Source organism: Streptomyces sp. NBC_01016 (assembly GCF_026341035.1).
In the GTDB taxonomy this organism is placed as follows: domain Bacteria; phylum Actinomycetota; class Actinomycetes; order Streptomycetales; family Streptomycetaceae; genus Streptomyces.
In genome coordinates, this window is sequence record NZ_JAPEOQ010000001.1 from 1,056,558 (window position 1) to 1,076,643 (window position 20,086).

At 68.8% G+C, this 20,086-nt stretch carries 20 protein-coding genes and 1 tRNA gene; 8 read left to right on the forward strand and 13 right to left on the reverse strand.

Annotated elements, in window-relative coordinates; all coding sequences use genetic code 11:
• Positions 1 to 19: 19 nt before the first annotated feature.
• From OG746_RS04945 to OG746_RS04960, 4 genes are all read right to left on the reverse strand, one after another.
• A complete protein-coding gene (locus tag OG746_RS04945) occupies positions 20 to 349 on the reverse strand; it encodes a rhodanese-like domain-containing protein (RefSeq protein WP_266718725.1) in 330 nt (109 codons plus the stop codon).
• Between the two features lie 50 nt (positions 350 to 399).
• Positions 400 to 1,290, reverse strand: a complete 891-nt coding sequence (locus OG746_RS04950; RefSeq protein WP_266711908.1) for a hypothetical protein — start codon at positions 1,288 to 1,290, stop codon at positions 400 to 402.
• A 57-nt stretch (positions 1,291 to 1,347) separates the two neighbouring features.
• A complete protein-coding gene (locus OG746_RS04955) occupies positions 1,348 to 2,796 on the reverse strand; it encodes a DUF2252 domain-containing protein (protein WP_266711910.1) in 1,449 nt (482 codons plus the stop codon).
• Between the two features lie 256 nt (positions 2,797 to 3,052).
• Complete coding sequence (locus OG746_RS04960; RefSeq protein WP_266718726.1) at positions 3,053 to 3,442, reverse strand: winged helix-turn-helix transcriptional regulator; 390 nt, start codon at positions 3,440 to 3,442, stop codon at positions 3,053 to 3,055.
• 154 nt (positions 3,443 to 3,596) lie between these two features.
• On the opposite strand from OG746_RS04960, the gene OG746_RS04965 reads away from it, so the two are divergent.
• The gene (locus OG746_RS04965) at positions 3,597 to 4,250 is read left to right on the forward strand and encodes an FMN-dependent NADH-azoreductase (protein WP_266711912.1); all 654 of its coding nucleotides are present in this window, start codon (positions 3,597 to 3,599) and stop codon (positions 4,248 to 4,250) included.
• A gap of 175 nt (positions 4,251 to 4,425) precedes the next feature.
• Here OG746_RS04965 and OG746_RS04970 read toward each other — a convergent pair.
• A tRNA-Leu gene (locus OG746_RS04970) sits at positions 4,426 to 4,508 on the reverse strand.
• Positions 4,509 to 4,842: 334 nt separating this feature from the next.
• On the opposite strand from OG746_RS04970, the gene OG746_RS04975 reads away from it, so the two are divergent.
• The 6 genes from OG746_RS04975 to pknB all read left to right on the forward strand — a co-directional run bounded on the left by OG746_RS04975 (position 4,843) and on the right by pknB (position 13,048).
• The gene (locus OG746_RS04975; RefSeq protein WP_266711914.1) at positions 4,843 to 5,724 is read left to right on the forward strand and encodes an FHA domain-containing protein; all 882 of its coding nucleotides are present in this window, start codon (positions 4,843 to 4,845) and stop codon (positions 5,722 to 5,724) included.
• Positions 5,725 to 5,734: 10 nt separating this feature from the next.
• The gene (locus OG746_RS04980; RefSeq protein ID WP_266711916.1) at positions 5,735 to 6,256 is read left to right on the forward strand and encodes an FHA domain-containing protein FhaB/FipA; all 522 of its coding nucleotides are present in this window, start codon (positions 5,735 to 5,737) and stop codon (positions 6,254 to 6,256) included.
• A gap of 158 nt (positions 6,257 to 6,414) precedes the next feature.
• Positions 6,415 to 7,944, forward strand: a complete 1,530-nt coding sequence (locus OG746_RS04985; protein ID WP_266711918.1) for a Stp1/IreP family PP2C-type Ser/Thr phosphatase — start codon at positions 6,415 to 6,417, stop codon at positions 7,942 to 7,944.
• A gap of 25 nt (positions 7,945 to 7,969) precedes the next feature.
• Entirely contained in the window at positions 7,970 to 9,397 is a 1,428-nt protein-coding gene (locus OG746_RS04990; RefSeq protein WP_266711920.1) for an FtsW/RodA/SpoVE family cell cycle protein, read from the forward strand.
• Entirely contained in the window at positions 9,394 to 10,854 is a 1,461-nt protein-coding gene (locus tag OG746_RS04995; RefSeq protein ID WP_266711922.1) for a peptidoglycan D,D-transpeptidase FtsI family protein, read from the forward strand. The genes OG746_RS04990 and OG746_RS04995 overlap by 4 nt, the downstream gene beginning before the upstream one ends.
• 199 nt (positions 10,855 to 11,053) lie before the next feature.
• A complete protein-coding gene (gene pknB / locus OG746_RS05000) occupies positions 11,054 to 13,048 on the forward strand; it encodes a Stk1 family PASTA domain-containing Ser/Thr kinase (protein ID WP_266711924.1) in 1,995 nt (664 codons plus the stop codon).
• 88 nt (positions 13,049 to 13,136) lie between these two features.
• On the opposite strand, the gene OG746_RS05005 is transcribed toward pknB, so the two are convergent.
• From OG746_RS05005 to OG746_RS05030, 6 genes are all read right to left on the reverse strand, one after another.
• On the reverse strand, positions 13,137 to 13,877 hold the full coding sequence (locus OG746_RS05005) for a class E sortase (RefSeq protein ID WP_266711926.1): 741 nt from the start codon (positions 13,875 to 13,877) through the stop codon (positions 13,137 to 13,139).
• A gap of 61 nt (positions 13,878 to 13,938) precedes the next feature.
• Complete coding sequence (locus OG746_RS05010) at positions 13,939 to 15,210, reverse strand: class E sortase (protein WP_266711928.1); 1,272 nt, start codon at positions 15,208 to 15,210, stop codon at positions 13,939 to 13,941.
• On the reverse strand, positions 15,207 to 15,881 hold the full coding sequence (locus OG746_RS05015) for an aminodeoxychorismate/anthranilate synthase component II (RefSeq protein ID WP_266711930.1): 675 nt from the start codon (positions 15,879 to 15,881) through the stop codon (positions 15,207 to 15,209). The genes OG746_RS05010 and OG746_RS05015 overlap by 4 nt, the downstream gene beginning before the upstream one ends.
• The gene (locus OG746_RS05020) at positions 15,878 to 16,039 is read right to left on the reverse strand and encodes a hypothetical protein (protein ID WP_266711932.1); all 162 of its coding nucleotides are present in this window, start codon (positions 16,037 to 16,039) and stop codon (positions 15,878 to 15,880) included. The genes OG746_RS05015 and OG746_RS05020 overlap by 4 nt, the downstream gene beginning before the upstream one ends.
• A 41-nt stretch (positions 16,040 to 16,080) precedes the next feature.
• Positions 16,081 to 16,776: a class E sortase gene (locus OG746_RS05025; protein ID WP_266711934.1), complete on the reverse strand. Its 696-nt coding sequence runs from the start codon at positions 16,774 to 16,776 to the stop codon at positions 16,081 to 16,083.
• Positions 16,777 to 16,806: 30 nt separating this feature from the next.
• A complete protein-coding gene (locus OG746_RS05030; protein ID WP_266711937.1) occupies positions 16,807 to 17,574 on the reverse strand; it encodes a DUF881 domain-containing protein in 768 nt (255 codons plus the stop codon).
• A 153-nt stretch (positions 17,575 to 17,727) separates the two neighbouring features.
• Between OG746_RS05030 and crgA the strand changes: the two genes are divergently transcribed.
• On the forward strand, positions 17,728 to 17,985 hold the full coding sequence (crgA, locus tag OG746_RS05035; protein ID WP_266711939.1) for a cell division protein CrgA: 258 nt from the start codon (positions 17,728 to 17,730) through the stop codon (positions 17,983 to 17,985).
• A gap of 298 nt (positions 17,986 to 18,283) precedes the next feature.
• Here crgA and OG746_RS05040 read toward each other — a convergent pair whose 3' ends face one another.
• The gene (locus tag OG746_RS05040; protein ID WP_266711941.1) at positions 18,284 to 19,183 is read right to left on the reverse strand and encodes a rhomboid family intramembrane serine protease; all 900 of its coding nucleotides are present in this window, start codon (positions 19,181 to 19,183) and stop codon (positions 18,284 to 18,286) included.
• Positions 19,184 to 19,334: 151 nt separating this feature from the next.
• Entirely contained in the window at positions 19,335 to 19,862 is a 528-nt protein-coding gene (locus OG746_RS05045) for a peptidylprolyl isomerase (protein WP_266711943.1), read from the reverse strand.
• Positions 19,863 to 20,086 lie beyond the last annotated feature (224 nt).

Below are 20,086 nucleotides of genomic sequence, written 5' to 3' on the forward strand. Positions count from 1 at the left end.
AGAACAGCTAGAACAGCTCTCAGGCCACTGCGCCCGGCTGCCCGTTGTCGTCCACGACGGCGCGGCCGGCCGCCTCCCAGGCCTGCATGCCCCCGTCGACGTTCACCGCGTCGACGCCCTGCTGCGCCAGGTACATCGTCACCTGGGCGGAGCGTCCGCCGGAGCGGCAGATCACGTTGACGCGGCCGTCCTGCGGCGCCGCCTCCGTCAACTCGCCGTAGCGGGCGACGAATTCGCTCATCGGAATGTGCAGCGCACCCGCCGCGTGACCTGCCTGCCACTCGTCGTCCTCACGGACGTCGAGGAGGAAGTCCTCTTCCTTGAGCTCGTCGACAGCGACCGTGGGCACACCAGAACCGAAAACCATGCCCCCGACGCTACCCTCTCGGGCCGCGGAGCTCAGGAGGCGGTCAGCCGCTCCAGCTCCGCCTCCTGCTCGGCGACCTGCGCCAGCAGCTTCTCGGCGATCTCGTCGAGCAAGGTGTCCGGGTCGTCGGGAGCCATCTTCAGCATGGAGCCGATCGCGCTCTCCTCCAGCTCCTGCGCCACCGCCGTGAGCAGTTCCTTGCGCTGCGCCAGCCACTCGAGGCGGGCGTACAGCTCCTCGCTCTCGCTCGGCTGCTGCTCGGGCGGCACCGGGCCCGCGTCCCACTCCTCGGCCAGCTCGCGCAGCAACGCCGCGTCACCCCGGCCGTACGCCGCGTTCACCCGTGCGATGAACTCGTCGCGGCGCTCCCGCTCGCGCTCGTCCTGCGCCAGGTCCGGGTGCGCCTTGCGGGCCAGCGCGCGGTAGAGCTTGCGCGCCTCCTCGCTGGGCCGCACCCGCTGCGGCGGCCGCACCGGCTGGTCGGTCAGCATCGCGCTGGCCTCGGGGAACAGCCCGTCCCCGTCCATCCACCCGTGGAACAGCTCCTCGACGCCCGGCATCGGCATCACCCGCGCCCGCGCCTCGTCGGCCTTGCGGTGGTCCTCCGGATCACCGGTGCGGGCCGCCGTCGCCTCCGCGATCAGCGCCTCCAGCTCGTCGAGCCGGCTGTACATCGGCCCGAGCTTCTGGTGGTGCAGGCGCGAGAAGTTCTCCACCTCGACGCGGAAGGTCTCCACGGCGATCTCGAACTCGATCAACGCCTGCTCGGCGGCGCGCACGGCCCGCTCGAGGCGCGCCTCCGGCCGCTCCGCGCTCCGCTCTTGGGCCCGCTCGTTGAGGCGTTCCTTCAGGCGGTCCTTGAGGCGCTCCCGAGGTTGCTCCTCCGGCTGCCCTGCCACATCGTCGGTCTCCGGGGTCGTCACACGACCAGCGTAGGGCACGGTGTTGACCGGACCGGAACGGCTGCGGCGCCCCGCTCCTCAGACGCCCGCCTCGGCCGCCACCCGCCCCTCGCGCACGGCCCGCACCAGTTCCCCGTGGTCGGCCTCGGTCCGGTCCGCGTAGGCGACGGCGAACGCGGCCACCGCCTCGTCCAGCTCCTCGTTCTTGCCGCAGTACCCGGCGACGAGCCGCGGGTCGGCGCTGTGCGCGTGGGCGCGGGCGAGCAGGGCGCCGGTCATCCGGGCGTAGTCGTCGATCTGGTCGGCGGCGAGGGCGGCCGGGTCGACGCTGCCCTTGCGGTTCCTGAACTGCCGCACCTGGAAAGGCCGCTCGTCGACCGTGGTCCACCCGAGCAGGATGTCGCTGACGACCTGCATCCGCTTCTGCCCGAGCACCACCCGCCGCCCCTCGTGCTCGACGGGCTCCGCCGCGAACCCGGCCGTCGGCAGGTGCGGAAGCAGCGCCGATGCCCGCGCCTCCTTCACCTGCAGCACGAGCGGCTCGCCCCGGTGATCGAGGAGCAGCACCACGTAGGAGCGGGTGCCGACGCTGCCGGTGCCGACGACGCGGAACGCCACGTCATGGATCGCGTACCGCCCGAGCAGCGGCAGCCGGTCCGCGGACAGGGTGTCCAGATAGGGGCCCAGCGCGCTCGCGACGGCCGCGGCCTCCTCGTCGGGCACCGAGCGCAGCACCGGCGGCGCGTCCACGAACCGCCGTCCACCGCCCTCGACGGCGACCGTGGACTTGGCCGCGAACCGTCCGCTGGTGTTCCTGCTGGCCTTCTCGGAGACCCGCTCCAGGGTGCCGAGCAGATCCCGGGCGTTCGCGTGGGAGACGAGCTCCTCGTCGGCGATCGCGTTCCACGCCTCCAGGGCGGGGAGTTTCGCGAGGAGGCGCATAGTGCGCCGGTAGGCACCGACGGTGTCGTGCGCCGCTTCCTTGCAGGTGTCCTCGTCGGCCCCCGCCTCCCGGCCGGCGAGCACGAGCGAGGTGGCGAGCCGCTTCAGGTCCCATTCCCAGGGGCCGTGCACCGTCTCGTCGAAGTCGTTGAGGTCGATGACGAGGCCGCCGCGCGCGTCCGCGTACAGGCCGAAGTTGGCCGCGTGCGCGTCACCGCAGATCTGGGCTCCGATGCCGGTCACGGGGGTGCGCGCGAGGTCGTACGCCATCAGGCCGGCGGAGCCGCGCAGGAAGGCGAAGGGGGTGGCGGCCATGCGCCCGACGCGTATCGGCGTGAGCTCGGGGATCCTGCCGCGGTTGGACTCCTCGACGGCGGCCGAACCGTCGGGCCGGTCCGGGTCCGCCGCGAAGTCCCGGTGCGCGGTCCGCGGCACCTTCTCGCGCAGCGCCTTGCCCGCAGCCTTCGGTGTGCTGCCCGAGCTACCCGCGGCCGCCGCGAACCCCGGCACCCGCGGCAGCAACCGCGCCCCGGCCTCCGGCGCCCCGCCCTGCCTCGGCACCGCCACGTGATCCGATCCGCCCATGACCGACCGCCTCCCCCGCTCCGTACGAACGTCACGCACGAGGCCGTCCCCGCACGTCGCGTGCAATCGGTCACGACCGTACCGCCGGGCCGGAAAACCCGTCAGGGCCTGTGGAAAACCCTCAGCACGTGCACAACTCGCTCACTCCGCGAGCCCGTTGCTCCGGAACCTCTCCGGCCCCGTCACTCCGGGAAGCCTCCAGCGCCGTCCCCCAGGGCGCCTCCACTCCCGTCACCCCGCGACGCCTCCGGCCCCGCTACTTCCGGAACTCCTCCGGACACGTCCCGCCCTCGGCCCCCAGATACTTCTCGGCCCAGTCCCCCAACTCCCCCAGCGCCGGCTGCAACGCCGCGCCCGCCGCCGAGAGCCGGTACGAGACGCGCAGCGGCGGCCCCTCGTCGACCTGCCGCACAACGAGACCGGCCGCGCCGAGCTCGGTCAGCCGGTCGGAGAGCATCCGCTCGCTGATGCCCGGGATGGCCCTGCGCAGATCCGCGAAGTGTCTCGGGCCGCTCATCAGGACGGACACGATCAGCCCCGTCCAGCGCTTGCCCAGCAGTCCGAAGACGCGCGTCATGCCGATGTCGACCGTCGAACACCTTTGGGGTTCGTGGGTCACGGCGCCTCCCGCACACGCCTCGCTCATGTCTTCCCCGTTGCCCACCATGCCTCCAGGGTACTGCGTTCTCGTATGGGGGTGAAAAAAAGTAAGCCCCTGTGCTATTACTAGTTACATACTCAATTACCGCGCCCTCGGTCCCATCCTGACAGGGCGCCCTCAACCCTCACGGGAGAGAACCATGGCCACCCTGCTCCACATCGACTCCTCCGTCTTCGACGGCCAGGCCTCCGCGTCCCGTGCCGTCACGGACGCCTTCCGCAAGGCCTGGGAGGAGCAGCACCCGGAGGGCACCGTCGTCTACCGCGACCTGGCCGCGAACCCGGTGCCCCACATCACCGCCGACGCCCACGTGGCCGGCTTCGTCCCCGCCGACGCGCACACGCCGGAGCAGGCCGCCGCCTTCGCCGAGCGCGTCAAGCTCATAGAGGAGCTGGAGCAGGCGGACGCCATCCTGATCGGCGCCCCGATGTACAACTTCTCGATCCCCTCCACGCTGAAGGCGTGGCTGGACAACGTGATCCTCATGGGCCGCACCTCGGGCCCCGAGACCCAGTCCGCCAAGGGCACCCCGGTCACCGTCGTCGCCAGCCGCGGCGGCTCCTACGCGCCGGGCACCCCGCGCGAGGGCTTCGAGTACGTGCAGAACTTCCTGGGCGCCGCCCTGCGCGACGGCCTCGGTCTCGACCTGGACTTCATCGTCCCGGAGCTGACCATGGCCCCGCAGAACCCGGCGATGTCCGAGCTGATCCCGCTCTTCGAGGCCTCCCGCACCAAGGCCCTCGCGGACGCCGAGGAGAAGGGCAAGGCGCTCGCCTCCCGCTTCGCCGCCTGAGGACGCGTACCTACCTGAGCAAGCGCACGCACCTGAGCACGCGCGCGTAGCGACGTGACATAACCCACAGGGCCCCACGACCAGTCGGTCGTGGGGCCCTGTGGGTATGCGCACCCGCCAACTGCGGGCAACGCAAAAGCCCCGCAGATCCGAAGATCTGCGGGGCTTTTCACTGTGCGCGAGGGGGGATTTGAACCCCCACGTCCCGAAGGACACTGGCACCTGAAGCCAGCGCGTCTGCCGTTCCGCCACTCGCGCAATCGAGTGTGTCTTCCGAACCCTGTGCCCTTGCGGACCCTGTGCCTTCCGACGAACAAAACATTAGCACGCTGCGAAGGGTGGATTCACATCCGTTCCTAGGGGCTCTCGGCGGGCACCCGGGGCCTGGATCGCCCACGGTCCACAGCCGCGTACGGGACACTGTGTGGAGGCCACCTCTACGATCCCCAGACAAGGGGCCCGCGTGAGGGGCTGTGAGCGTCGACACTCATCGAGCAGGCGGACAGGGGGAACCAGCCGATTTCCCGACGCGTGGATACGATCAGTAAGCAGTACCAAGTAGGCAGGACGGCAAAGAAGGAGGAGGTGCCCCATGGGAGTCCTGAAGAAGTTTGAACAGCGCCTGGAGGGGCTGGTCAACGGCACCTTCGCCAAGGTCTTCAAGTCCGAGGTGCAGCCCGTCGAGATCGCCGGAGCGCTGCAGCGCGAGTGCGACAACAACGCCACGATCTGGAATCGCGACCGGACCGTCGTCCCCAATGACTTCATCGTGGAGCTCAGCGCGCCCGACTACGAGCGGCTGAGCCCCTACTCGGGCCAGCTCGGTGACGAGCTGTCCGGCATGGTGCGCGACTACGCGAAGCAGCAGCGCTACAGCTTCATGGGCCCCATCAAGGTGCACCTGGAGAAGGCGGACGACCTGGACACGGGTCTGTACCGCGTACGCAGCCGCACCCTCGCGTCCTCCACCAGCCAGGACCGGCCCCAGCAACAGCAGCGCCCCGCCCCGGCCGCCCGGCCGAACCAGGCGAGCCAGGCGCCCGGTGGCTACGGCTACCCGGGGCCCACCGCGGCCCCGCCGATGCCCGCGGCCCCGCCGCCGGGCCGTCCGGCGCAGGCACCGCAGCATGCACCGCAGTCGGCGCCCGCGGCACAGGGACAGCAGCCCGATGCGGGCCCGCTGCCCGGTGCCCGCGTGCGCCACTGGATCGAGATCAATGGCACACGCCACCAGATCTCTCGCGCCACCCTCGTGCTCGGCCGGTCCACCGAGGCCGACGTGCGGATCGACGACCCCGGCGTATCGCGCCGGCACTGCGAGATCCGGACCGGAACGCCCTCGACGATCCAGGATCTCGGATCCACCAACGGCATCGTGGTGGACGGGCAGCACACCACCCGCGCTACGCTCCGCGACGGCTCGCGGATCGTCGTGGGCCAAACCACCATCGTTTACCGGCAAGCCGAAGGGTGAAGCGGGGGCAATGTCAGAGCTGACCCTGACGGTCATGCGGCTGGGTTTCCTGGCCGTTCTGTGGCTGTTCGTGATCGTGGCCGTCCAGGTCATCCGCAGCGACCTGTTCGGTACGCGCGTCACCGCACGCGGCTCGCGCCGTGAAAGCGGGCGCACGCAACAGGCCGCACGACAGGCCGCTGCGCCTCCGCAGCAGCGGCAGCAGCAGCAAGGGGGCGGTGGCCGCCAGCGGCGCGGTGCCCCCACCAAGCTGGTCGTCTCCGAAGGCACGCTCACCGGAACCACGGTGGCGCTGCAGGGGCAGACGATCACGCTCGGCCGTGCGCACGACAGCACGATCGTGCTCGACGACGACTACGCGTCGAGCCGGCATGCCAGGATCTACCCGGACCGGGACGGTCAGTGGATCGTCGAGGATCTCGGGTCCACCAACGGCACATATCTCGACCGGACCCGCCTCACGACGCCCCAGCCGATTCCGCTGGGTGCGCCGATCCGCATCGGCAAGACCGTCATCGAGCTGCGGAAGTAGTGCTACGTCATGAATGAGCGCGAGCGGAGCGAGCGGGCCGACGCGGACGTCCGGGCCCTTGCTGCCCCGGACACCGGCGCGCTCCCGACCGGAGGGTGGGCAGTGTGGTTCGACACGACCGGCTGTACCCGGAGTCTGAGCCAGCTGGGCAGGTGCGCATGAGTCTGTCACTGCGCTTCGCCGCCGGATCACACAAAGGCATGATCCGCGAGGGCAACGAGGACTCCGGCTACGCCGGCCCCCGGCTGCTCGCGATCGCCGACGGAATGGGCGGCCAGGCCGCCGGTGAGGTCGCCTCGTCCGAGGTGATCTCCACCATCGTCGCGCTCGACGACGACGTGCCCGGTTCGGACATCCTGACCTCGCTCGGCACCGCCGTGCAGCGGGCCAACGACCAGCTCCGGATGATGGTCGAGGAGGACCCCCAGCTCGAGGGCATGGGGACCACCCTGACCGCGCTGCTGTGGACGGGCCAGCGACTCGGCCTCGTACACGTGGGCGACTCGCGCGCGTACCTGCTGCGCGACGGCGTGCTGACGCAGATCACCCAGGACCACACGTGGGTGCAGCGCCTCGTCGACGAGGGCCGCATCACGGAAGAGGAAGCCACCACGCACCCGCAGCGCTCGCTGCTCATGCGCGCGCTGGGCAGCGGCGACCACGTCGAGCCCGACCTCTCCATCCGTGAGGTCCGGGCCGGCGACCGGTATCTGATCTGCTCCGACGGCCTGTCCGGCGTCGTCTCCCACCAGACGATGGAGGAGACGCTCGCCAGCTACCAGGGCCCGCAGGAGACGGTCCAGGACCTGATCCAGCTGGCGCTGCGCGGCGGCGGACCCGACAACATCACCGTGATCGTCGCGGACGTCCTGGACATCGACAGCGGGGACACTCTCGCCGGTCATCTCTCGGACGCACCCGTCATCGTCGGCGCGGTCGCCGAGAACCAGCAGGCGCTGCACGAAGGCAGCGCGATGGAGACGCCCGCGGGCCGCGCCGCCGGACTCGGCCGCCAGGCCCCCGGTGGATCCGCCGGCGGAGGCGGCGAGTTCGGCCCGCCCGACAGCGGCGCCGTGGAGGGCTTCTCCTACTCGGACGAGGACTTCGTGAAGCCGCGGCCCCGCCTGAGGTGGCTCAAGAGATCCCTCTACACGGTGCTCGCGCTTGCCGTCATCGGCGGCGGACTCTACGGCGGCTATCGCTGGACGCAGACGCAGTACTACGTCGGCACCAACGAGGCGCACGTGGCGCTGTACCGCGGCATCAGTCAGGACCTCGCCTGGGTGAGCCTGTCCGACGTCGAGAAGGACCACCCGGAGATCGAGCTCAAGTACCTGCCGCCGTACCAGCGCAAGCAGGTCGACGCGACCATCGCCGAAGGCGACCTGGCGGCCGCCCAGGACAAGATCCAGGAACTCTCCGCGCAGGCCACCGCATGCGAGAAGCAGGCCGCACGGGACAAGGCCGAGAACGAGAAGAACGCGAAGACCGGCGAGGGCGAAGCCGGCGGAACCTCCACGGGGGGCACGACGTCAAAGGCGTCGTACCGCGTCGCGGAAACCGCCACACCCACGCCGAACCCGTCGGAGTCCTCGTCCGGCAAGTCCAAGACCTCTCCCAAGCCCACCCCTGGCCCCACTCTCTCCGACGAAGAGCAGCAGCTGGCCAAGGCGTGCGCGCAGCAGTAGAAGCCGTTGGGGGCCCCAGCACGCCATGAGTAGTAACTCCACGACCCATACGTCGACCATTGGAGCGATCGGAGCACCCAGCCGGCGCAACACCGAGCTCGCGCTCCTGGTGTTCGCCGTGATCATCCCGGTGTTCGCGTACGCCAATGTCGGCCTCGCCCTCGACGGCGAGGTCCCCACGGGCCTGCTCGGCTACGGTCTCGGCCTCGGCCTGCTCGCGGGCGTCGCCCACATCGTCGTACGGAAGTTCGCGGCGTACGCGGACCCCCTGATGCTGCCGCTGGCCACGCTGCTCAACGGGCTCGGCCTGGTGGTCATCTGGCGACTCGACCAGTCGAAGCTGCTGCAGTCGATCGACCAGGCGGGCAGCGCCGCGCCGAAGCAGCTGATGTACACAGCCATGGGCATCGCGCTGTTCATCGTGGTCCTGATCTTCCTCAAGGACCACCGCGCCCTTCAGCGCTACACCTACATCTCCATGCTCGGCGCCGTCGTCCTGCTGCTGCTCCCGCTGGTTCCGGGCCTCGGCCAGAACATCTACGGCGCCAAGATCTGGATCCACGTCGGCGGTTTCTCCATCCAGCCCGGTGAGTTCGCGAAGATCGTTCTCGCGATCTTCTTCGCCGGCTACCTGATGGTGAAGCGGGACGCCCTGGCGCTCGCCTCGCGCCGCTTCATGGGCCTGTACCTGCCGCGCGGCCGCGACCTCGGCCCGATCCTCGTCGTCTGGGGAATCTCGATCCTCATCCTGGTCTTCGAGACCGACCTCGGTACGTCGCTGCTGTTCTTCGGAATGTTCGTCATCATGCTGTACGTCGCCACGGAGCGGACCAGCTGGATCGTCTTCGGTCTGATGATGTCCGCGGTCGGCGCCGTCGGTGTGGCCACGTTCGAGCCGCACATCCAGCAGCGCGTCGACGCCTGGCTCGACCCGATGAAGGAGTACATGCTCAGCCGGCAGGGCGTGCCGGGCCACTCCGAGCAGGCGATGCAGGCGCTGTGGGCCTTCGGTTCCGGCGGCACCCTCGGCACCGGCTGGGGCCAGGGTCACTCCGAGCTGATCCGCTTCGCCGCGAACTCCGACTTCATCCTCGCCACCTTCGGTGAGGAGCTGGGCCTGGCAGGCCTGATGGCGCTGCTGCTGATCTACGCACTGATCGTGGAGCGCGGCGTGCGCACCGCCCTCGCGGCCCGCGACCCCTTCGGCAAGCTGCTCGCCGTCGGCCTGTCCGGCGCCTTCGCGCTGCAGGTCTTCGTCGTCGCGGGCGGTGTCATGGGGCTCATCCCGCTGACCGGTATGACGATGCCCTTCCTCGCGTACGGCGGTTCCTCCGTCATCGCCAACTGGGCGCTCATCGGCATCCTGATCCGCATCAGCGACACCGCGCGGCGGCCCGCCCCGAGCCCCACGCCAAGTCCCGACGCCGAGATGACCCAGGTGGTCCGACCGTGAACAAGCCCCTGCGCCGCATCGCGATCTTCTGCGGCCTCCTGGTCCTGGGCCTCCTGATCCGGGACAACTGGCTCCAGTACGTGAAGGCCGACTCGCTCGCCTCCGACAAGGAGAACCGTCGCGTCGCCATCGAGCGGTACTCGACGCCGCGCGGCGACATCATCGTCGACGGCAAGTCGGTCACCGGCTCCAAGGCGACCACCGGCACCGACCTGAAGTACAAGCGCACCTGGAAGGACGGGCCCATGTGGTCGCCCGTCACCGGTTACGCCTCGCAAGTCGTCGGCGCCAGCCAGATCGAGAACCTCGAGGACGGCATCCTCAGCGGCAACGACGACCGCCTCTTCTTCCGCAACACCCTCGACATGATCACGGGCAAGCAGAAGGAGGGTGGCAACGTCGTCACCACCCTCAACGCCGACGCGCAGAAGGCCGCCTACGACGGCCTGAAGAACCGCGGCAAGGGTGCCGTCGCCGCCATCGAGCCGTCCACCGGCAAGATCCTCGCGCTCGCGTCCACGCCGTCGTACGACCCCTCGTCCTTCGCGGGGAACTCCACCGACGACAGCCAGACGTTCACGCGGCTCGACAAGGACAAGGACAAGCCGCTCCTGAACCGCGCGCTGCGCGAGACGTACCCGCCCGGTTCGACGTTCAAGCTGGTGACGGCCGCGGCCGCGCTGGAGAGCGGGAACTACGACCCGGACCAGAAGACCGACACCCCGCTGCCGTGGACGATGCCGGGCACGACGACGCCGCTGCCGAACGAGGGCAACATCCCTTGTAAGAACGCGACGCTGCGGGTCGCCCTGAAGGTCTCCTGCAACACCGTCTTCGGCAAGATCGGCTCGGACCTCGGTGTCGACGCGATGCGTGAGGAAGCCGACAAGTTCGGCTTCAACAAGGAGCAGTTCATCCCGGTCCGCTCGAACAAGTCGAACTTCGACAAGGACATGAACAAGTCGGAGACCGCGCTCTCCTCGATCGGCCAGTTCAACACCGCCACGACTCCGCTGCAGATGGCCATGGTCGCCTCCGCGGTCGCCAACGACGGCAAGCTCATGGAGCCGTACATGGTGGACGAGTTGAAGGCCCCGAACCTCGACACGATCGAGAAGACGGACCCGAAGGAGATGAGCCGGCCGCTCTCCAAGGTGAACGCGCAGAAGCTCCAGTCGATGATGGAGACGGTCGTCAACGACGGCACCGGCGCCAACGCCAAGATCCCCGGCGTCACCGTCGGCGGCAAGACCGGTACCGCGCAGCACGGCGTCGACAACAGCGAGAAGCCGTACGCCTGGTTCGTCTCCTACGCCAAGACCGACTCCGGTTCGCCGGTCGCGGTGGCCGTCGTCGTCGAGGACAGCGCCGCCAGCCGTCAGGACGTCTCCGGTGGCGGTCTGGCCGCGCCCATCGCGCGGGACGTGATGAAGGCGGTCGTGGACAGCAAGGAATGACGCGACGGAACTCGGCTTCACTGCGCCTTGTGAGCCCGGTCACTCGTTGTTCACATAGATGCACGTGGCGATACCGGTCCTGTCACGGGTCACGGTGGTGGCCAGGTCACGCTGGGCAAGCCGGGTACGGTATGCCCGGACAGCACACCGCCCGACCCCGCACGGGACGGTCGGGACCGACGGAGAGGGCTGGTAGGTAATGGAAGAGCCGCGTCGCCTCGGCGGCCGGTACGAGCTGGGCCAGGTGCTCGGCCGTGGTGGCATGGCGGAGGTCTACCTCGCCCATGACACCCGGCTCGGCCGCACCGTGGCGGTGAAGACGCTGCGGGTGGACCTCGCGCGCGACCCGTCGTTCCAGGCCCGGTTCCGCCGGGAGGCCCAGTCGGCCGCCTCGCTCAACCATCCCGCGATCGTGGCGGTGTACGACACGGGCGAGGACTACGTCGACCAGATCTCCATCCCGTACATCGTGATGGAGTACGTCGACGGATCCACGCTCAGAGAGCTGCTGCACTCCGGCCGCAAGCTGCTGCCCGAGCGCGCCATGGAGATGACCGTCGGCATCCTCCAGGCTCTCGAGTACTCGCACCGCGCGGGCATCGTGCACCGCGACATCAAGCCGGCCAACGTCATGCTGACCCGCAACGGTCAGGTGAAGGTCATGGACTTCGGCATCGCCCGCGCGATGGGCGACTCCGGCATGACGATGACGCAGACCGCCGCGGTCATCGGCACCGCGCAGTACCTGTCGCCGGAGCAGGCCAAGGGCGAGCAGGTCGACGCGCGCTCCGACCTGTACTCGACGGGCTGCCTGCTGTACGAGCTGCTGACCGTGCGGCCGCCGTTCGTCGGCGACTCCCCGGTCGCCGTCGCGTACCAGCACGTCCGCGAGGAGGCCCAGGCCCCGTCGGTCTTCGACTCCGAGATCACGCCCGAGATGGACGCGATCGTCCTCAAGGCGCTGACCAAGGACCCCGACTACCGCTACCAGTCGGCCGACGAGATGCGCGCCGACATCGAGGCCTGCCTCGACGGCCAGCCCGTCGCCGCCACCGCCGCCATGGGCGCGGTCGGCTACGGCGGCGGCCACCCCGACGACCAGCAGACCGCGATGCTGCGCCCGCAGAACGGTGCGGGCCAGACGTCGATGCTGCCGCCGACCAACCCGGACGACGGCGGCTTCGGCTACGACGAGCGGTCCGACCGGCGCAGACAGGGCAAGAACCGCACGTCGACGATCTTCCTGGTGCTCGCGGGCATCCTGGTGCTCGTCGGCGCCGTCCTGATCGGCAGGGAGATCTTCGGCAGCGGGGGCGTGGCGAACGAGTCGTTCAAGGCCCCGAACTTCGTCGGCAAGACGGTCGACGAGGCCGAGAAGATGGCCGAGAACCGCGACCTCAAGCTGGACTCCAGCAAGTCGGGCCCCTGCGAGGACTACCCCAAGGGCCAGATCTGCTCGCAGACCCCGGAGTCCGGCACCCAGGTCGACAAGAACGACACGGTCACGGTGTCGGTCTCCACGGGCGCTCCCAAGGTCTCCATCCCGGACGTCACAGGCCTCTCGTACGACGAGGCCCGCTCCGAGCTGAAAAACAAGGGCTTCGAGAACGTCACCCGGACGACCGAGGAGTCCGAGCGGACGCCCGGCACGGTGACCAAGCAGGACCCCTCCAGCGGCAAGGTCGAAAAGGGCACCGAGATCACCCTGACCGTCGCGAAGAAGAAGGCGCTCGTCACCGTCCCGAACGTGGCCGGCGGCAACCTCTCCTGCGACGAGGCCACCCAGCAGCTCAAGGACAGCAAGCTGGAGGCGAGCTGCACCGAGGAGGAGAGCACCGCGGCCGAGCCCGGCAAGGTCTTCGCCCAGAGCCTCCCCGCGGACAGCCAGGCGGAGCCCGGCTCCACGGTCACGCTGAAGGTCGCCAAGGAAGGCGCCCAGACCCCTGCTCCGAACGTGGTCGGGCAGAAGGTCAAGGACGCCAAGAAGATCCTGAACGACGCCGGCTTCAAGAACGTCCAGTTCGCCGACGGCGCCGACCAGAGCGACGAGGCCCGGGTCATCACGCAGGACCCGGCGGCCAACACCGCGTCCGACCCCGCCAACACCACGGTCACGCTGACCACGGTCGGCGGCGGCGGGGACAACGGCGGTAACGACAACGGCGGCATCTTCGGGGGCAACCTCGGAGGCTGATGCCCCGCCGCAACGCACTGCGCCCGCTGTACGGACTCCGTACAGCGGGCGCAGTGCGTTGGTCAGCGCAGTTGGTGGGCGCAGCCGGTCAGCGCAGTTCCTTCGGCGGCGTCCGGTCGCTGTCCACCTTGTCGACCCGCTCCAGCTCGCCCCACACCACGTACCGGTACGTGGACGTGTAGACCGGCGTGCACGTCGTCAGCGTGATGTACTTCCCGGCCTTCTTCTTCCCCGACTCCTCGGGCACCCGGTCCAGGACGTCCACGTTGTACTTCGAGGTCTCCGGGAGGGTGTTGTAGACCTTGTAGACGTACCAGTCGTCCTTCGTCTCGAAGACGATCGAGTCACCCTTCTCGATCTTGTCGATGTTGTGGAACTTGGCGCCGTGCCCGTCCCGGTGCGCGGCCAGCGAGAAGTTGCCGTTCTTCCCGTTCGTCGGCAGCGCCGATTTCACGGGGTCCGTGTAGTAGCCGGCGACACCGTCGTTGAGGATCTTGGTGTCGGTGCCCTTCTCGACCAGCACCTCGCCCTTGCTCATCGCGGGCACGTGCAGGAAGCCGATGCCGTTCTTGGTGTCCAGGGCGCCGGGGCCGCTGCTGCCCTTCCACTGGTCGCGGACCTTGTCGCCCTGCTTGCCCGCCGCACGATCGGCGACGACGTTCGTCCACCACAGTGAATAGGCGACGAAGAGACCGAGGATCACGCCCGCGGTGATGAGCAGTTCACCGAAGACGCTGACGGCGGTCGCGATCCGGCCGCGCCGGGGTGAGGGCGAATGCGAGGGGCCCTTCGGTGCGGCTTCTTCCCCATGGTCGGTCGTCGCTGCCACTGCGTCATGCCCCGTCTCTGTGCGCCGTACTGCCCGATGCCTGGTGCCCGGTGGTCCCCGGTTATTCGACGAGCGCGTCCGGCTTGCCCTTGCTCCGCGGACGCTCCTCGACCATCTTGCCCCAGACGATCATTCGATACGTACTGGTGAATTCCGGAGTGCACGTCGTCAGAGTGATGTAGCGGCCCGGCTTGGTGAATCCGGAGCCCGCCGGGATCTGGTTGAGCACGGCCGTGTTCGACGGCGGTGTCTGCGGCAGGATGCTCGCCATCTTGTACACGTAGTACTTGTCCTGCGTCTCGACCACGATCGGGTCGCCCGGTTCGAGACGGTTGATGAAGCGGAACGGCTCACCGTGGGTGTTGCGGTGTCCCGCGACCGCGAAGTTCCCCTTCTTCGCGTCCGGCATCGCGGTCGGAATGCTGTCCTTGTCGTAGTGCCCGACCATGCCCTTGTCGAGGACCTGGGGCTTGCTGATGCCCTCGGCGATCGGCACGACGACGTCCAGCTTCGGGATGTAGAGGATCGCGAAACCCTGCCCCGGCTCGAACGCGCCGGGCTTGCGCTTGCCGTTGGCCCAGTCGTCCTCGAGGCTGTGCCGGGCGCTGCCGGCGATGTTGTTTGCCCTTATGTTCGACCACCAGAGCTGGTAGGTGACGAACAGCAGCATCAACACCCCGATGCTGATGAAGACTTCGCCGACCGCCCGGCTCGCGATCACCCCGGCACCCGGCTTGGCCGCACGCGCCGCGGCGCGCGCCTCGACGCGGGACAGCGGTTTGCCGTCCGCTCCCGCCTCCGGCTCCTGCTCGGTGGCGGTCACCGCCGCCGAGTGCCGTCCGCCGCCCCGCTTGGCGGCCTTCCTGCGCGCGGCCCGCCCACCGGTGGGCGGCGCGGTCTCGACTATTCGCCGGGTGTCCGCGGTGCGCAGGGCGACGGTCTCGTCGTCCCGCACCGGCTCGACGGGCTCGGGCTCCGGTTCTTCCTGTACGGGGGCGTAGGCGGGCTCAGAGGCCTGCTCCGGGGTGTGTTGCGCGGTTACGGGCGCGGCCGGTTCCGGGGCCTGCTCACGCCCGCCCCCGTACCAGTTCTGGGCGTACCCCTGCGGGTCGTACCACTCGGGCTCCGGCTCGGGGCGGCGCTTCGCCTCCGCGGCCGGCCGCTGCTCCTGCTGGGGCTCCGGCTGTGGGTCCTGCTCCTGCGCTCCCGACGGCCGGAACCACGGCGACGGGTGCTGCCCCGGCAACGGGTCGTTCAGCGGGTCGTCGAGGCGACGCACGGCGTCCTCGAACCCGCCGGCCTCACCGTCCTGCTCGGGGCGCAACGCGGTCACGCCGAGGCCCTGCCCACGACCGGCGCGAGCCCGGCCGATCTGGCCACCGCGTCCTTGTCCCCGCACTCGACGAGCCAGTTCGCGAGCATCAGGTGCCCGTGCTCGGTGAGCACCGACTCGGGGTGGAACTGCACGCCCTCGACGGGCAGTTCACGGTGGCGCAGGCCCATGATGATGCCGTCCTCGGTGCGCGCCGTGACCTCGAGCTCCTCCGGTACGGTGCCGGGCTCCGCGGCCAGCGAGTGGTAGCGGGTGGCCGTGAACGGGTCGGGGAGGCCCGCGAAGACGCCCTTGCCCCCGTGGCCGACGAGCGAGGTCTTGCCGTGCAGCAGCTCGGGCGCGCGGTCCACGACGCCGCCGTACGCCACCTGCATCGACTGCATGCCGAGGCAGACACCGAAGACGGGCACACCGGTCGCCGCGCAGTGCCGCACCATCTCGATGCAGACACCGGCCTGTTCGGGGGCGCCGGGACCCGGGCTGAGCAGCACGCCGTCGAACCCTCCCCCACTCTTCGAGCGGGAGGTGCCCCCTAGCGCGTGCGAGGTCGTCACCTCGTCGTTGCGCACCACCTCGCACTCGGCACCCAGCTGGTACAGGTACTGGACGAGGTTGAAGACGAAGCTGTCGTAGTTGTCGACGACGAGAATGCGGGTCTTTCGGGTGCTCACTGGCCGTTCACCGTCACATCGTTGAAGGGCAGCAGCGGCTCGGCCCAGGGGAAGATGTACTGGAAGAGGACATACACGACCGCCAGGATCAGCAGGACCGAGATCCCCGCCCTCGCCCAGGTGTTCCCCGGCAGATGCCGCCAGATCCAGCCGTACATGCCGGGCTCCCCTTCCACCGTTCTGCGATTACGGCACCAGACTAACGGCGTAGCGCTTTCGGTTTGCCTGCCTCCACAGGCTGAGTGGCATCGAGATGCGCCCAGACGATCAGACGGTGACTGTGGCCCCACTCCGGCTCACACGTCGTCAGCGTCAGATAGCGCCCCGGCTCCTGGTAACCGGACTTGCGCGGCACCGGGTCGATCACTCCGACATCGCTGGGCAGCGTCTTGTACGGCTTGGTGTCGATGACGTACGTGAACCACGTGGTCCCGTCGGTGAGCACCACCGGGTCACCCGGCCTGAGCTTGGGGAAGTCCTTGAACGGGTCGCCGTACGTGCGCCGATGGCCGGCGACCGCGAAGTTCCCCTTCTCCCCGAGCCGGGCCGTGCCGGCGTAGTGCCCGAGCCCCTTCTTGAGGGTGTCGACCTTCGTGTTCTGGAGGACGGGCTTGTTCCACGTGAAACCAAGCCGCGGGATGTACATCACACCGAAGGGCTTGCCATCCTTGTACGGGCCCTGCTCCGGCGGCGCCGCACTGGTCCGGTCATCGGGCGCCGCACTGGCCACCGGCCGCTTCGCCCACTGGTCCTGGAGGTCGTCGATCTGGCTGCCCATGGCGCTGTCAGCCTTCACACCGGTCCAGAACAGCACATACGCGACGAACAGCACGATCACGGCGCCGACGGTGATGCAGAGTTCGCTGAATGTCCTGATGGCGACACGTACCGACACAGGCCCCCCAGTACGGCGGCTACTCCATGGCTAGTTCACGGGCTTCGCGTAGTGGAGATCCACTGTGCCCGAGTAACCGGGAAGAGTCATCGCCCCGTCGTCCTCCACTTTCCAGCCGAGCCCGTACGCGTTGACGTACAGCATGTAGTTCTGGATCTCGGGCGAGGCCGCGACCGCCTGCTTCAGCTTCTCCGGGTCCCCGACCGCGGTGATCTTGTACGGGGGTGAGTAGACCCGGCCCTGGAGGATCAGGGTGTTGCCGACGCAGCGGACGGCGGACGTGGAGATGAGGCGCTGGTCCATGACCTTGATGCCCTTGGCGCCGCCCTGCCACAGGGCGTTCACCACGGCCTGCAGGTCCTGCTGGTGGATGACCAGGTCGTTGGGCTGGGGGTCGGGGTAGCCGGGGAGCTTGGGGGCGGCGTTCGGCGGGGCGTCGTCGAGTGTGACGGAGATCGCCTCGCCCTTCAGCTTCTTCGTCCCGGACGCCTTCTCCAGGGCGTCCACCTTCTCGTCGTCGGCCTTGGTGGAGCCGTTGTCGCGCTCGGCGAGGCGCTCGACGTCGCCGCGGACCCCGCCGTTGACCGCTTCCAGGTCCTTGTTCTTGCGGCTGCGCTCCTGGATGAGGTCCGAGAGCTTCAGCAGGGACCCGTCCGTCCGGATATTGGTGCCCTTGGCCGTATTGAAACTGGTGAAAAAGATGAGGCCGGCGAGCGCGAAAACGCCAATGGTGAGCAACCGCACGGGCCGCAGGCGCCCACGGGCGGAACTCTTGGCAGGGTCGACGGAATTGCTCAACGTACCCTTATCTCCTTCGACGCCACGGAAGCACTACGCTAACGGACGCCCGGAGGAGCACGGGGAATCCCCACAACTTCCCCTTGTACGCTGCTCCGGAGCCAGCCCACGTACTCTGCGCGGCCACGCAGCGCATCGACAGGAGAGACCCTCGTGCCGAAGTCACGTATCCGCAAGAAGGCCGACTACACGCCGCCGACGGCGTCGAAGCAGGCAGCCAATATCAAGCTGACCAACCGCGGTTGGGTGGCACCGGTAATGCTGGCGCTGTTCCTCATCGGGCTCGTCTGGATCGTCATCTTCTACGTGGCCGACGGCACGCTGCCCATCAAGGCGCTCGGCAACTGGAACATCGTCGTGGGCTTCGGCTTCATCGCCGGAGGCTTCGGCGTCTCCACCCAGTGGAAGTAGCCCTGCCGCGGCTGTGGAAGTAGCCGTGGAAGTAGCTCTGCCCTGAGCTATCCACTGAGTTATCCACAGACTTTCGGCGATTTTCCACAGCCGTGGAAAAGGTCGCATGATCTGTGGATAACCCACTGAGTGTTGACGCCGGTGTGACTGGATCGACTCCACTCGACCACCTGTTCGCCCCTTGTCCCTCCTGGTCAAACCCGGGTTGACGACAAGGGGCACAGCTGTTCCCCACAGGATGCACAAGATCCGGCACACGCTGTGGACAACCCCGGTCATCATCCGTGGACAACCGGGCTCAGGTGAGCTGCGCGGTCCTGACGACGACGGTGACCAGCACGGCGATCAGAACCAGCGCACAGGTCCCGTACTGCACGAGCGCCCGACGCTCTCGCGGGGCGTGGACCATGGCGTAGCCGACGATCAGACCGCCGACGAGGCCGCCGATGTGCGCCTGCCAGGCGATGTTGAAGGCCGGGTTGAACGTGAAGATCAGGTTGATCACGAGCAGCGCGATGACCGGCCGCAGATCGTAGTTGAGGCGCCGCATCAGGATCGCCGTCGCGCCGAACAGACCGAAGATCGCTCCCGAGGCGCCGAGCGAGGGCTGGTTCTGCGCGGAGAGCAGATAGGTCAGGGCGCTGCCCGCCAGACCCGAGACCAGATACAGCGCGATGTAGCGGGCGCGGCCGAGGGCCGCCTCCAGCGGGCCGCCGATCCACCACAGGCTGAGCATGTTGAAGGCGATGTGGACATAGGAGCCGTGCAGGAACATCGCGGTGAGCAGCCGGTACCACTGCCCTTCCGCCACGCCTTCGAGGCCGCCGAGGTCGGGCACCCAGGCGAGGCCGAGCATCTCGAACCGCTCGGTGAACCGCTCGCCGACCGTCATCTGCACCACGAACACGGCCACGCAGAGCCCGAGCAGCACCTTGGTGACCAGACGCGGATCGGAGGTGATCGTGCCGCCCGCCATGGTCCTCGGCTGGTTCGCGCTCGGCGCGTGCCCGGTCCCCGAGCCGCTGCGCACACACTCCGGGCACTGGAATCCGACGGACGCGCTGACCATGCACTCGGGGCAGATGGGCCGCTCGCAGCGGGTGCAGCTGATGGCGGTCGGGCGGTCCGGGTGCCGGTAGCAGCCGGGCAGGCCCTGGGCGTCCTTCGGTTCCTGCGGGCTGCCGGGCGCCTGGTCCATGGCGGTCGTCCCCTCGGGTCTCAGGTCTCGGGTCTCGGATCGAGTGATCGGATGCGGTGAGGTCGGCGCCGCGCGGCTGCGCAACGCACCGCCCCGCCCCCGTGCCTACGAACAGGCGACGGACGGCGGGGCGTATTGGTTCCCTGCGGGACTACCGGGTCTCTACGGAGACGGCCTCGATGACCACGTCGTTGACCGGCCGGTCGGTGCGCGGGTTGGTCTGCGTACCGGCGATCGCGTCGACGATCTTCTGGCTGGCCTCGTCGACGACCTCACCGAAGATCGTGTGCTTGCGGGTCAGCCAGGCGGTGGGCGAGACGGTGATGAAGAACTGCGAACCGTTCGTACCGGGCCCCGCGTTGGCCATCGCCAGCAGGTACGGCTTGGTGAAGGCCAGGTCGGGGTGGAACTCGTCCTCGAACTGGTAGCCCGGGCCGCCCGTGCCGTTGCCCAGCGGGTCGCCGCCCTGGATCATGAAGCCGCCGATGACGCGGTGGAAGATCGTGCCGTCGTAGAGGGGTGCCGTGGACTTCTCCCCGGTCTCCGGGTTGGTCCATTCACGCTCGCCCTTGGCGAGCTCCACGAAGTTCTTGACCGTCTTGGGAGTGTGGTTCGGCAGCAGCCGGACCTCGATGTCGCCCTGGTTGGTCCTGAGAGTGGCGTACAGCTGCTCGGCCACGATCTGCCTTCCGTTGACATTTGTGCCCCCCGATCCTCGCACGACGCACCCCCGACGGCCCCGGACGGACTTGTCAGGGTTGTGCGTGGGGTTTCAGCAGCCGAAAACCGGTCTACTCGTAGTCGAAGAGGCGCGCCCCGCCGCGATCCGTGGCATTGTCGTCGCCAAGTCCCTTTATCAAGCCGTACCAAGCCTTACCACCGCATTGACACTCCTGGCAGGCA